This window comes from Castellaniella sp. MT123, from assembly GCF_039614765.1.
Taxonomy (GTDB): domain Bacteria; phylum Pseudomonadota; class Gammaproteobacteria; order Burkholderiales; family Burkholderiaceae_B; genus Castellaniella.
The window spans coordinates 1,124,288-1,137,510 of record NZ_CP154879.1; the positions used below are offsets into that span (position 1 = coordinate 1,124,288).

The following is a 13,223-nucleotide window of genomic DNA, read 5'->3' on the forward strand; positions in this document are numbered from 1 at the left end:
CCCAGGGAAACCGGCTGACTGATAAAATCATCGCCTTGCAAATTTTCTCACTCACTGAAGGCCAGGACGTTCTTCATGCAGAAAACCATTCAGGACCTTATCGAATCCGCCTGGGAAGACCGGGCTTCGCTGCGCGCTGACCAGGCGCCGTCCGAACTGGCCCAGGCTATCGACCAGACGCTGGCCGGCCTGGACAACGGCACGCTGCGGGTCGCGGAAAAAATCGACAACCAGTGGCAGGTCCATCAATGGATCAAGAAAGCCGTGCTGCTGTCCTTTCGTCTGTCGGACAACCGCATCATGGGCCAGGCGCCGCAGCTCTACTATGACAAGGTTCCGCTGAAATTCCAGGACTATTCCCTGGCCGACTTCCAGCAGGGCGGCTTCCGGGTCGTCCCGACGGCCACGGTACGCCGCGGCGCCTACATCGCCCCGAACGTCGTGCTGATGCCCTCGTACGTGAACATCGGCGCCCATGTGGGCGAAGGCACGATGGTCGACACCTGGGCCACGGTCGGTTCCTGCGCCCAGATCGGGCGCAACGTGCACCTGTCGGGCGGGGTGGGCATCGGCGGGGTGCTCGAACCGCTGCAGGCCGGCCCCACCATCATCGAGGACAACTGCTTCATCGGCGCCCGCTCGGAAATCGTCGAAGGCGTCGTCATCGAGGAAAATTCCGTGCTCGCCATGGGTGTATTCATTTCCCAAAGCACGAAAATCTACGACCGCGCCACGGGCGAGGTCCACTACGGACGCGTGCCGGCCGGCTCGGTCGTGGTGCCGGGATCACTGCCCGCCGCCGACGGCAGCCACAGCCTGGCCTGCGCGGTTATCGTAAAGCGGGTGGATGCGCAGACCCGCTCCAAGACCAGCATCAACGACCTGCTGAGAGCCTGATGGCCGACGCCGATGTCCGCACCCTGACGCATGCCCTGATCGCCCGCCCTTCGGTCACGCCGGACGATGCCGGCTGCCAGGCCCTGATCGCCGACCGCCTGCGGCCGCTGGGATTCGCCTGCGAATCGCTGCCCAGCGGCGCGGTCAGCAACCTCTGGGCGCGGCGCGGCACCCAGGCCCCGCTGGTGGTCTTCGCCGGGCATACCGATGTCGTGCCGACCGGCCCCGAATCGGCATGGCCCAGCCCGCCCTTCACTCCGACCGAGACCGATGGCCGGCTGGTGGGCCGAGGCGCTGCGGACATGAAGACCTCGATTGCCGCCTTCGTGGTCGCAGCCGAGGAATTCGTCGCGGCTCACCCCGGGCATTCAGGATCCATCGCGCTGCTGCTGACCTCCGACGAGGAAGGCCCGGCCACCGATGGCACCGTGCACGTCTGCCGCATCCTCGACGCCCGCCGCGAGGCCCCGGATTACTGCATCGTCGGCGAGCCGACCTCCGTGGACGCGCTGGGCGACACGATCAAGAACGGGCGACGCGGTTCGATGTCGGCGCGCATCACGGTGCGAGGCATCCAGGGTCACGTGGCCTATCCCCACCTGGCCCGCAATCCCATCCACCAGTCGGCCCCCGTCCTGGCGGAACTGACCGCCACCACCTGGGACAATGGCAACGACTACTTCCCACCCACGACATTCCAGATCTCGAATTTCCACGCCGGCACCGGCGCGGGCAACGTCATCCCGAGCGAAGCGGTCATCGACTGCAATTTCCGCTTTTCGACGGAAAGCACGCCGGACGGCCTGCAGGCCCGTGTCGCGGCGATCCTGGAACGCCACGGACTGGACTACGCGATCGACTGGACCATCAGCGGTCTGCCGTTCCTGACCCCACAAGGGCCGTTGTGCGCCGCGCTACAATCCGCCATCACTGCGGAAACTGGCGTCCAGGCCCAACTGTCCACCACCGGCGGGACTTCGGACGGCCGCTTCATCGCCCGTATCTGCCCGCAGGTCGTCGAGTTCGGTCCGCTGAACCGGACCATCCACCAAGTGGGCGAATCGCTGCCGCTGGACAATCTGGCGCCCCTGAAGAACGTCTACCGCAGGGTTCTGGAAGCGCTGCTACCCGATACCCACGATGCGCCGGCCCCGGGCCGACCCGATTGAAATTATCCACACACCATGGCTGCTCCTCATACCGAACTCCTGACATTGCGCGATCTGCTGCGCTGGGCCATCACCCGCTTTCGCGGCGCGAACCTGGTCTTCGGCCATGGCAGCGACAACGCCTGGGACGAGGCCGTCTACCTGCTGCTGCATACCCTGCATCTGCCGCTCGACACACTGGAACCCTTTCTGGATGCGCGCCTGCTGGAACGTGAACGTCAGCGTTGCGTCGATCTGATCCACGAACGGGTCAACACCCGCAAGCCGGCCGCCTACCTGACGGGTGAAGCCTGGCTGCAGGGGCAGCGGTTTCTGGTGGATGAACGCGTCATCGTGCCGCGATCGCCCATCGCCGAACTGCTGGGTGAACAGCTGGCACCCTGGATCGAGGACCCGGAATCCATCACGCGGGTGCTGGATCTCTGCACGGGATCGGGGTGCCTGGCAATCCTGGCCGCACAGGCCTTTGAATCCGCACAGGTCGATGCGGCCGACATTTCGACCGATGCGCTGTCGGTCGCCCAGTCGAACATCGCCCTGCACGAGCTTCAAGATCGGGTGCGCACGCTACGCAGCGACCTGCTGTCGCAAATCCCCGAGAACCGCCGGTACGATTTGATTCTCTGCAACCCGCCCTACGTCAACAGCCGCGCCATGACGGCGCTGCCCCCCGAGTACCGGCACGAACCGCGCCTGGCGCTGGCCGGTGGCGAGGACGGCATGGACCTGGTCCGCCGCATCCTGGCGGACGCCCCCCGCCACCTGACCCCGGACGGCCTGCTGGTACTGGAAATCGGCCACGAACAGGCGCATTTCCAGGCGGCCTTCCCCGACCTGGATCCAGTCTGGCTGAGCACCGAGACCGCCAGCGACCAGATTCTGCTGCTGCGCCAGGCGCAGCTGACGGCGTGATCCGCGCAACCGGCCTGACCCTGCGCCGCGGCGTCAAGGTCCTGCTGGAAGACGCGGAGTTCGTCGTCCACCCGGGTGAGCGGGTCGGCATCGTCGGGAAGAACGGCGCGGGGAAATCCACGCTCTTTGCCCTGTTGCAGGGGCACATCGACCTGGACGCCGGCTCTCTGGATATCCCGGCCGCCTGGCGGCTGGCCAGCGTCGAGCAGATCCTGCACGACACCGACCGACCCGCGCGCGAGTTCGTCATCGACGGGGATCAGCACCTGCGCAGCCTGCAGGCGCGGCGAGCGGCGCTGACGCACGACCAGGGGCACGCGATCGCCGAACTGGAAGCTGCCCTGGTGGAAGCCGAGGCCTGGAGCGCACCCTCGCGCGCCGAACAGCTGCTGGCCGGGCTGGGCTTCGCCCCCGACGAATGGGCCCGACCGGTGGCGAGCTTTTCGGGCGGCTGGCAGATGCGCATCGCATTGGCCCGCGCGCTGATGGCGCCATCGGATCTGCTGCTGCTGGACGAACCCACCAACCACCTGGACCTGGATGCCATGCTGTGGCTGGAGCGCTGGCTGAGCAGCTATCCGGGCACCGTCCTGCTGATTTCCCACGACACGGAATTCCTGGATGCGGTCGCCCGCACGATCCTGCATTTCGAGCAGGGCAAGCTGGTGCGCTACAAAGGCGGCTACGAAGACTACCTGGAACAACGCGCCGAGCGCCTGCGCCAGAACCAGCTGGCCCGCGACCGGCAGACTCGCGAAGCCGCCCACCTGCAGTCGTTCATCGACCGCTTCAAGGCCAAGGCCACCAAGGCCAAGCAGGCGCAAAGCCGGGTCAAGGCCCTGGCCCGCATGCAGACCCTGGCGCCGCTGGCCGTGGAATCCGGTATCGACATCCGCCTGCCCGACCCGCTCCATACGCCCGACGTCCTGCTGCGCCTGGAAGACGCCACCCTGGGCTATGCCGATCGCGCGGGCGGTTCCCCCCGCACCATCCTGAGCGACGTCAGCCTGATGGTGCGCGGCGGCAGCCGCATCGGCATCCTGGGGGTCAACGGCGCCGGCAAGAGCACCCTGGTCAAGACCCTGGCCCGGGAACTCGCCCCGCTGTCCGGACTCTACCAGCCGGCCAAGGGGCTGGAGATCGGCTATTTCGCCCAGCAGCAGCTGGATGTCCTGGACCCGGACTCGACCCCGCTGCAGCATTTCGCCCGCATTGCCCCGGACACGCGCGAGCAGGAACTGCGCAACATGCTGGGCAGCTTCGGTTTTGGCGGCGACATGGTGAATCAGCCCGTTGCCCCGTTTTCCGGCGGCGAGAAGGCACGCCTGGCCCTGGCGCTGATCGTCTGGCGCAAACCCAACCTGCTGCTGCTCGACGAACCCAGCAACCACCTGGACGTGGACACGCGCGAAGCCCTGGCCCGGGCACTGGCGGAATTCCCCGGCAGCGTGCTGCTGGTGTCCCACGACCGCCACCTGCTGCGCACGACCGTGGATACCTTCTGGATCGTGGCCGACGGCCACATCCAGCCTTTCGACGGCGACCTGGAGGACTACCGCGACTGGCTGCAGCAGCGCCAGACGCGGCAGAATCAGGCCGCCCGCGTCGCGACCGCGCCTGAAAAAGACCGCAAGGCCCAGCGTCGCGAACAGGCACAGGTGCGCCAGCAACTGTCGGCCCAGCGCAAACCGCTGGAAACACGCCTGAAAAAGGTCGAGGACGCCATGGCGAAGGCGCAGGCCCGGTTGACCACGCTGGACGCCCTGATCGCCGACCCGGCGTTCTACACGGACGCGCACAAAGATGACCGCCCCGCCCTGCTGGCCGAACACGGCGAGCTCAGCAAAACCCTGCAGACCGCCGAAGAGGAATGGCTGGACATCCAGACGGAACTCGAGGCGCTGTAAAGGCCCAGCACCGCCACAAACCGCGTCAAGCGCCGTGACGAGGGGGCTGCGGGGGCTGTTGGAGCTTACTCGTCCACCCTCGGCGCAGCCGCCGAATCGCGACCGGCCCCCGCGGCCTACTCGTCACGGCGATGAGCTCTCTCCATACACCCCTCTATATTCCAGATCTGAATAATTTAATATTCTTATAGTCGTTCGCTATGAGACCAAGGCTCCTTAGAATGAACAGGTCTAAACCTTGTTCATTTCTTCCACCATGAGCCGTCTCCCCATTCAGTCCGTCGAATCCGCCCCCACCGAAGCCCAGGAACGCCTGCGCACCGCCGAAAAGGCCAGTGGCTTTCTGCCCAATCTGCTGGGCGTACTGGCCAATGCGCCCACAGCCCTGGAAACCTACCAGGTCGTGGGCGCCATCAACGGTCGCAACAGCTTGACGCCCACCGAACGCGAGATCGTGCAGATCACCGCCGCCACCTACAACGGTTGTGGCTTCTGCGTGGCCGGACACACCAAGATCGCCAAGCTGAAGCTGCAATGGCCTCAGGAAGTTGTCGATGCCCTGCGCGGCACGCAGGCCCTCTCCGATCCCAAGCTCAATGCCCTGGCCCGATTCACCCTGCAGGTGCTGGAACACCGGGGCCAGGTCGACGACCAGGATCTGTCCGACCTGCGGGCCGCAGGCTATACCGACGCTCAGGCGCTGGATGTCGTTCTGGGCGTCAGCCTCGCCACCCTGTGCAACTATGCCAACAACCTGGCCCGCACCCCGATCAACCCGGAACTTCAGGCCTACGCCTGATCGTATCGGAGACCCGACATGACCCTCGAGTTCCTGCCCGCCGCTCTGGGCGACGGAATCGACCAACTGATACGCGACACCCTGGCCCCTCAGGTCGAGGCCATCGACCAAGGCCATTTCCCGGCGGACTTCATGCACGCGCTGGGACGCCTGGGCGGTTTTTCCGCCGCGCTGCCCACCGGATCCGGCGGCCTGGGTCTGGACCTGCCGGCCCAGATCGACATCATTGCCCGGATAGCCCGCACCTGCGGCACCACTGCATTCCTGGCCTGGTGCCAGTCCACCTGCGTCTGGTACCTGCAGCACAGCGTAAACCCGGTTGTGCGCGAGCGCTACCTGCCTCGGCTCGCCCGCGGCGATCTGCTGGCGGGCACCGGCATGTCCAACGCCGTCAAGCATCTGGCCGGCATCGAGCGCATCAATCTCCGCGCCCGGCGCGATGGCTCAGGCTACCGGGTCAACGGCGCACTGCCCTGGGTATCGAACCTGGCGCCGGGCCACCTGGTGATCGTTGCCGCCGCACTGGAAGAAGGCGGTTACGTCATGTTTGCCGTTCCACCAGACGCGGAAGGCCTCAGCCTGCGGCCCTGCCCGAATTTCGCCGGCATGGAAGGCAGCGGCACCTTTGGCGTACGCCTGAAAGATCTCCAGGTTCCAGCCGAGGATGTCCTGGCGGACCCCGAACAGTTCGAGTCCTACGTCGAGCGCTTCAAACCCGGCTTCCTGCTCATGCAGGTCGGCATGGGGGCAGGCCTGGTACAGGCCAGCCTGGACACCATCCACGCCACCAACCAGCGCCTGGGCCACGTGAATTGCTATCTGGACGACGGCGAGGATGATCTGGCACGGGATCTGCGGAACTTGCTGACCGCCACGACGACCCTGGCCCACCAGGGGCAGGCGGCGCCGCTGCTCGACGTGCTGCGTGTCCGCGCCCAGGGATCGGAACTCAGCCTGCGCGCCACGCAATCGGCTGCCCTGCATGCGGGGGCGGCAGGATACCTGATGAGCAGCCCGACTCAGAGACGCCTGCGCGAAGCCCTGTTCGTCGCCATCGTCACTCCGGCCCTGAAGCACCTGCGCAAGGAAATCCATGCGCTGGAACAACGACAGGCCGCCTGACATGGGTGCCGTCGCGCCGATCAGCGCCGTCCCCGGCCCGAGGATCGAAGACGCTGGCGTCCTGAGCGCCCGCGGCATTTCCCTGAGCTACTCCCAGGGCGTACGGCATGCCCCCATCACGGTCCTGGCCGATTTCTCCCTGGAACTGCAACCGGGCGAGATCGTCGCGCTGCTGGGGCCCAGCGGAGTCGGGAAGTCCTCGCTGCTGCGAGTCCTGGCCGGCCTGCAACCCACCCAAGGCGGCGATATCCAGCTCAAAGGGCAGCGGTTGACCGGACCGTCCCCGGCTCTGGGCATGGTGTTCCAGGATCCCAGCCTGCTGCCCTGGCTGACCCTGGAGGAAAACGTCGCCTTTGGCCTGGACTTCCGCCACCAGCCGCAGCTGGACGCCGCCACCCGCCAGCAGCGCGTCCATCAGGCAATTACCGAGGTCGGCCTGCAGTCCGCCCGCACCCGCTACCCTGATGAGCTCTCGGGCGGCATGGCCCAACGCACGTCGCTGGCCCGCACGCTGGCACGCGCCCCGGAAATCCTGCTGCTGGACGAGCCTTTCAGCGCCCTCGACGAGGTCACCCGGCACGAAATGCAGTCCCTGCTGCTGCAGGTGACCGCGCAACACCAGGCGGCCGCTGTGCTGGTGACCCATGACATCGACGAGGCGCTCCTGCTGGCGGACCGCATCCTGCTCATCGGGGGTCAGCCAGGCCATTTGATCGACCAATGGTCCGTGACCCAAGCCCACCCCCGGGACGAAACCAGCCAGGATCTGACCGCTTTGCGCGTGAAGATCCTGCAAGCCCTGCGAACCGCCCGTCCACCGAGACATCCATGAGCCGCTTCAAGCTTCTTGACTCCTGCTGCGGCACCGCCGATAGCACCCTCGCCCGCCGCCGCCAATTTCTGAAAATGTCGGCCCTGTTCACCGCGGCCGGCGCACTGCCCCTGCTGCAGGCAGGGCGACTGGCCCGCGCAGCGGAACCGGATGCGCCGGTGCGTATCGGCTATCTGCCGATCACCGACGCCACGCCGCTGCTGGTCGCCCACCACAATGGACTGTTCGAACGACAGGGGCTGAAAGTCGCCCCCCCCCGACGCTTTCGCAGCTGGTCGCAGGTCGTCGAGGCCTTCCTGAGCGGTCAGGTCAACGTGGTGCACCTGCTGATGCCGATGACCATCTGGTCGCGCTACGGCAGCAAGTCCCCCGCCAAGGTCGTCGCCTGGAACCATACCGAAGGCTCCTGCCTGACGGTGCTGCCCAGTGTGAATTCCCTGGAGGATCTGGGCGGCACCACGGTGGCCATCCCATTCTGGTATTCCGTGCACAACATCGTGCTGCAAGCCATCCTGCGGCAGGCCGGACTCGAATTCATCAGCGATGGCGAGCCCACGAAGCAGCAAGTGAAGCTGGTGGTGATGTCGCCGGGCGACATGCTGCCCGCCCTGGGCAGCAAGCGGATCTCCGGCTACATCGTGGCCGAGCCGTTCAATGCCAAGGCCGAGGAACTGGGCGTGGGCAAGGTCTGGCGCTTTACCGGCGACGTCTGGCGCAATCACGCCTGCTGCGTGGTGACCATGCACGAGCGCGACCTGCAGGAACGCCCCGACTGGTCGCAAAAGGTCGTCAATGCCATTGTGCAGGCCCAGGCCTGGGCGCGCGATCACCGCGAAGACACGGTCAAGATCCTCGCCCGCAACAACCCGGCCGCCTATACACCGCATGATCCGTCCACGCTGGCCCGGGTGCTGCTGCCATCGGCCGAGCGCGATGCGGCCTACGAAAAGAGCGGCGCCATCCGGCATGCGGACTGGCACGAGCTACGCATCGACTTCCAGCCCTTTCCTTATCCCAGCTATACGGAAAAACTGGTGACGCTGCTCAAAGGCACTTACGTACTGGGCGAGAACGCATTCCTGAAGGAACTGGACCCTGCCCACGTGGCCCGCGATCTGGTGGACGACCGCTACGTCCGCAAGGCGATCGAGGACCAGGGTGGGCTGTCGGCCTTCGGCATCACGGGCGGCTACAGCCGCACGGAAACCTTCGAGGTCAGCTGACCATGAATGCACGATCCCCCGTTCCGTCGTCCCGCCAGCGCCTGGCGCTGAGCCTGGGCGGCCTGCTCGTCCTCGGCCTGCTGTGGGCCGCCGGAATCGGTCTGTTGGGCCAGGATCTGGCCATAGCGCGGCTGTTCGCCCCAGGCCAGGCGCTGCCCAGTCTGGCACACCTGATCCTGGACAACCAGCTGACCCTGCACACCCTGGTCAGCCTGCGGCGTGTGGCGGTGGGTCTGTTCTGGGCGCTGGTGTTCGGTATTCCGTTGGGGCTGGCGATCGGCCTGTCGCGCCGACTGGAATCAGCGACCAGCGGGGCATTTCAGTTCCTGCGCATGGTCTCGCCCTTGTCCTGGATGCCGATCGCGGTGATGCTGTTCGGTGTGGGCGACGCACCGATCTATTTCCTGCTGAGCTTTGCCGCCGTCTGGCCCATCATCCTGAATACCAGCGCTGGTGTGCGCCAACTGGATCCCCGCTGGCTGATGCTGGCCCGCAGCCTGAGCGCGACCCGATCCGAAATTCTGTGGAAGGTCGTCATCCCCGGCTCGCTGGGGCACATCCTGACGGGTTTGCGCCTGGCCATCGGCATCGTCTGGATCATCCTCGTTCCCTGCGAAATGCTGGGCGTGAGTTCGGGCCTGGGCTATTTCATCCTGGATACCCGCGACCGGCTGGCCTATTCCGAACTGATGGCCGTCATCGTGCTGATTGGCGCCCTGGGCTTCATGCTGGACGCGACCGCCCAGCGCCTGCATCGGCGCTGGGGACGGGGGCGGTAACCGATCAGGCCAGGATTTCCAGCTTTGCCACACCCAGCGCCAGGGTCTTGGTCCCGGTATCGCGGAACTCGATCCGCGCCTGAGCCTCGGTGCCGCTGCCGCTGAGCGCCACGATGGTGCCCTCGCCGAAGCGGCCATGGCGCACCGCCGCACCGATGCGGAAACACTGATCGCCGACCGTGACATCGGCCGTGCGGGTGCGCGCAGCGCGGGGCGCGAAATCGCTGCCGCCTTCGCCCTGCCAGCCGCCCTGGCTGCGGCGGAAAGCGCCACGCCAGGCCGGCTGCTGTTCGGGCGCGGCAGCCCGCTGGCGAGGCGTAATCCATTTCAGATCCTGCTCGGGGATCTCGTCCAGAAAGCGCGACCGCAAGGCATAGCGTGTCTGCCCATGCAGCATGCGGCTTTGCGCCAGGGTCAGCGTCAGACGTTCCCGCGCCCGGGTGATGGCTACGTACATCAGGCGGCGCTCTTCCTCCAGCCCCCCCGCGTCCAGCAGGCTGTTTTCGTGGGGAAACAAGCCTTCTTCCAGACCGGTGATGAAGACGACGTCGAATTCCAGGCCCTTGGCCGCATGCACGGTCATGAGTTGCACGGCGTCCTCGCCTGCCTGCGCCTGATTATCGCCCGCTTCCAGCGAGGCATGGCTGAGGAATGCCCCCAGAGGCGACATGACGGCGGGTGGCGGAAGACCCGGCCCCGAATCGAAATCGGGTGTCGGCCCTTCGGATGGCGCCACCATACCGGCCGCCGCCTGCGCTTCGGAACCGGACGGTGCCAGCGCCATGCCGGCATGAGCGGACGATTCCGGAATCCTGCCCGCGATCAGCCCCTGAAATCCTTCCTCGGCGACGAATGCAGCAGCGGCATTGACCAGTTCCTGCAGGTTCTCGAGACGTTCCTGGCCCTCGCGATCCGCCCGGTAATGGGCTTCCAGGCCGCTGAGGTGCACGACCTGACCGATCAGGTCCGGCAGATCCAGCGACTGGGCCGATTCCGCCATGTCCTGGATCAAGGCGGCAAAACGCGCCAGACTGGCGCCCCCTTTGCCCGGCACATAGGGCACAGCGCCAGCCAGGCTGATGCCGTATTGCGCGGCGGCATCGGACAACTGTTCCAAGGTCCGCGCACCGATGCCGCGCGCCGGGAAATTCACGACCCGCATCCAGGACGTGTCGTCATTCGGATTGTCGATCAGGCGCAGGTAGGCCAGGACGTGCTTGATTTCCTGGCGTTCGAAAAAGCGCTGGCCCCCATAGACGCGATAGGGCACGCGGGCGGAAAACAGGGCATGCTCGATCGGCCGGGACTGGGCATTGCTGCGGTACAGGATCGCGATCTGGTGGGCTGAACGCCCCTCGCGCAACAGGGCGCGGATTTCATCGACCAGCCATTGGGCCTCCAACATATCGGAAGCCTGCTCGACCACCCGCAGGGGTTCGCCCTCGCCCGCCTCGGTCCACAGGTTCTTGCCCAGGCGGTTGGTATTGTGCGCGATCAACGCGTTGGCCGCGTCCAGGATATGGCCGTGCGACCGGTAATTCTGTTCCAGCCGGATGACATTGCCCCGCGCATGGCGCTGCTCGAAATCGGCCATGTTGCCGACGTTGGCCCCCCGGAACGCATAGATGGACTGATCGTCGTCGCCGACGGCGAAGACCGGCGTGTGGCTGCCGGCCAGCAGCATCAGCCAGCGATACTGCAGGACGTTCGTGTCCTGGAATTCATCGACCAGGATATGCTGGAAGCGGCGCTGGTAGTGTTCGCGGATCGGCGCTTCGCGCTGCAGCAGTTCGTAGGCGCGCAGCAGCAATTCACCGAAATCGACGACACCTTCGCGTTCGCACTGGTCCTGGTAGCGCTGGTACAGATCAGCCAGCCGCCGGGCGTGGCTGTCACGCACATCCAGGTCTTTCGGGCGCAGGCCGTCTTCCTTGGCGCCATTGATCATGCGCTGCACGTCGCGCGGGGGGAAACGCTCGTCGTCGACGCCGGCCGCCTTCAGCATGCGCTTGATCGCCGACAGCTGGTCCGCGCTGTCCAGAATCTGAAACGCCTGGGGCAGGCCCGCCTCGCGATGATGCGCGCGCAGCAGCCGGTTGCACAGCCCGTGAAAGGTGCCCACCCACATGCCCCGGGTATTGATGGGCAACAGGGCCGACAGGCGCGCCAGCATCTCGCGGGCGGCCTTGTTGGTGAAGGTGACGGCCAGCAGCCCGAAAGGGCTGACCTGCCCGGTCTGGATCAGCCACGCCATGCGGGTGGTCAGCACCCGCGTTTTGCCGCTGCCCGCCCCCGCAAGGACCAGGGCATGTTGCGCCGGCAGGGTGACGGCGGCGCGCTGTTGTTCGTTCAGACCTTCAATCATGCGGCATAGGAGCGTAGTCGGTACGCGAATTGTTCCAGGCCCTCGATGCCGCTGGCCTGAGCCCGCTGGCACCAGGCCCGCAAATCGGCCAGCAACTGGTCGCTGCTGGCGCTGGAGGATTCCCACAGGGCAGTCAGTTCGCGACGCATCTGCAGCACGGTGGACAAGGCCGGTGCCACCGACAGCGCATGCGCCACCTGGGCACGTTCGACCGGAGCGAGCGCCGCCTGATCGCGCACCAGCCATTTACGGCAGCGCCGCAGCAGCCGGCGCTCGGCCAGGCTGCGCCGCAGCTTGAGCGCCTTCAGTTCATGGCCCACCGTGGTCTTGATCATGCGGGAGTAACGCGCCAGCACGTCGTAGCGGTGGGCAATGATCCCCTGCAACTGATCCAGGCTGAGGGATTCGATCGCGACCGGACCGCCGGATTGCCACTGAAGGCGCGGAGCCAGACGACGCACCTGGGCCAGACCCAGGGCCCGCAGTACACGGATGTATCCCCATCCCAAGTCGATTTCATACCACTTGGAAGAGAATTTTGCCGAGGTGCCATAGGCATGATGATTATTGTGCAGTTCCTCGCCGCCGATCAGGATGCCCCAGGGCGACACATTGGTGCTGTCGTCCGGACAGGCGAAATTGCGATAGCCCCAGGCATGCCCCAGGCCATTGACCACGCCGGCCGCCCAGAACGGGATCCACGCCATCTGCACAGCCCAGACGGTCAGCCCGATAACGCCGAACAGCGCCAGATCGATCATCAGCATCAGAACGATGCCCGCCAGGTTGTGCCGGCCATACAGGTGCCGTTCCAGCCAGTCGTCGGGTGTGCCGTAACCATAGCGCGCCAGCGTGTCGGCGTTGCTCGCCTCGTCGCGGTACAGTTCGGCCCCGCGAAAGAAGACCTGCGACAGGCCGAAGACAGCGGGCGAATGGGGATCGCCTTCACGTTCGCACTTTGCGTGGTGTTTACGGTGGATGGCAACCCATTCGCGCGTGACCATGCCGGTGGTCAGCCACAGCCAGAAGCGGAAAAAATGCGCCACGGCCGGATGCAGATCCAGCCCACGGTGGGCCTGGCTGCGGTGCAGGTACAGGGTGACCGCCATGATCGTGACGTGCGTCAGGACCAGCGTGACCGCCAGCAAGGCCCAGGGACCCAGCTGCAGGACGCCGCCCTGCAGGAAGGATAGCAAGGTATTCATCGCATTCGGGCTG

The 13,223-nt window shown here is 66.0% G+C and carries 11 protein-coding genes; 9 read left to right on the top strand and 2 right to left on the bottom strand.

The genetic code is table 11. From position 1 onward, the window contains the following. Positions 1-75: 75 nt before the first annotated feature. The 9 genes from dapD (at position 76) to ABCV34_RS05205 (ending at position 9,640) form a co-directional block, all read left to right on the top strand. Positions 76-897, top strand: coding sequence for a 2,3,4,5-tetrahydropyridine-2,6-dicarboxylate N-succinyltransferase (gene dapD, locus ABCV34_RS05165; protein ID WP_345798142.1), 822 nt, complete (start codon positions 76-78; stop codon positions 895-897). Beyond that, positions 897-2,066, top strand: coding sequence for a succinyl-diaminopimelate desuccinylase (gene dapE, locus ABCV34_RS05170; RefSeq protein WP_345798143.1), 1,170 nt, complete (start codon positions 897-899; stop codon positions 2,064-2,066). Before dapD ends, dapE begins: the two co-directional genes overlap by 1 nt. A 15-nt stretch (positions 2,067-2,081) precedes the next feature. Then, positions 2,082-2,978: a 50S ribosomal protein L3 N(5)-glutamine methyltransferase gene (gene prmB / locus ABCV34_RS05175; protein ID WP_345798144.1), complete on the top strand. Its 897-nt coding sequence runs from the start codon at positions 2,082-2,084 to the stop codon at positions 2,976-2,978. Continuing rightward, the gene (locus ABCV34_RS05180; RefSeq protein ID WP_345798145.1) at positions 2,975-4,885 is read left to right on the top strand and encodes an ATP-binding cassette domain-containing protein; all 1,911 of its coding nucleotides are present in this window, start codon (positions 2,975-2,977) and stop codon (positions 4,883-4,885) included. The genes prmB and ABCV34_RS05180 overlap by 4 nt, the downstream gene beginning before the upstream one ends. A 256-nt stretch (positions 4,886-5,141) precedes the next feature. Next, positions 5,142-5,684 (top strand): carboxymuconolactone decarboxylase family protein, encoded by a 543-nt coding sequence (locus tag ABCV34_RS05185; RefSeq protein ID WP_345798711.1) that lies wholly within the window; start codon positions 5,142-5,144, stop codon positions 5,682-5,684. 18 nt (positions 5,685-5,702) lie between these two features. Continuing rightward, positions 5,703-6,806, top strand: a complete 1,104-nt coding sequence (locus ABCV34_RS05190) for an acyl-CoA dehydrogenase family protein (protein WP_345798146.1) — start codon at positions 5,703-5,705, stop codon at positions 6,804-6,806. Next, positions 6,778-7,638: an ABC transporter ATP-binding protein gene (locus ABCV34_RS05195; protein WP_345798147.1), complete on the top strand. Its 861-nt coding sequence runs from the start codon at positions 6,778-6,780 to the stop codon at positions 7,636-7,638. Before ABCV34_RS05190 ends, ABCV34_RS05195 begins: the two co-directional genes overlap by 29 nt. Then, positions 7,635-8,861, top strand: a complete 1,227-nt coding sequence (locus ABCV34_RS05200; protein ID WP_345798148.1) for an ABC transporter substrate-binding protein — start codon at positions 7,635-7,637, stop codon at positions 8,859-8,861. The genes ABCV34_RS05195 and ABCV34_RS05200 overlap by 4 nt, the downstream gene beginning before the upstream one ends. 2 nt (positions 8,862-8,863) lie before the next feature. After that, the gene (locus ABCV34_RS05205; protein WP_345798149.1) at positions 8,864-9,640 is read left to right on the top strand and encodes an ABC transporter permease; all 777 of its coding nucleotides are present in this window, start codon (positions 8,864-8,866) and stop codon (positions 9,638-9,640) included. 4 nt (positions 9,641-9,644) lie between these two features. Here ABCV34_RS05205 and ABCV34_RS05210 read toward each other — a convergent pair whose 3' ends face one another. Together ABCV34_RS05210 and ABCV34_RS05215 are read right to left on the bottom strand one after the other, a co-directional pair. After that, entirely contained in the window at positions 9,645-12,005 is a 2,361-nt protein-coding gene (locus tag ABCV34_RS05210) for a UvrD-helicase domain-containing protein (RefSeq protein WP_345798150.1), read from the bottom strand. Then, the gene (locus ABCV34_RS05215; protein ID WP_345798151.1) at positions 12,002-13,210 is read right to left on the bottom strand and encodes a fatty acid desaturase; all 1,209 of its coding nucleotides are present in this window, start codon (positions 13,208-13,210) and stop codon (positions 12,002-12,004) included. Before ABCV34_RS05215 ends, ABCV34_RS05210 begins: the two co-directional genes overlap by 4 nt. Positions 13,211-13,223 lie beyond the last annotated feature (13 nt).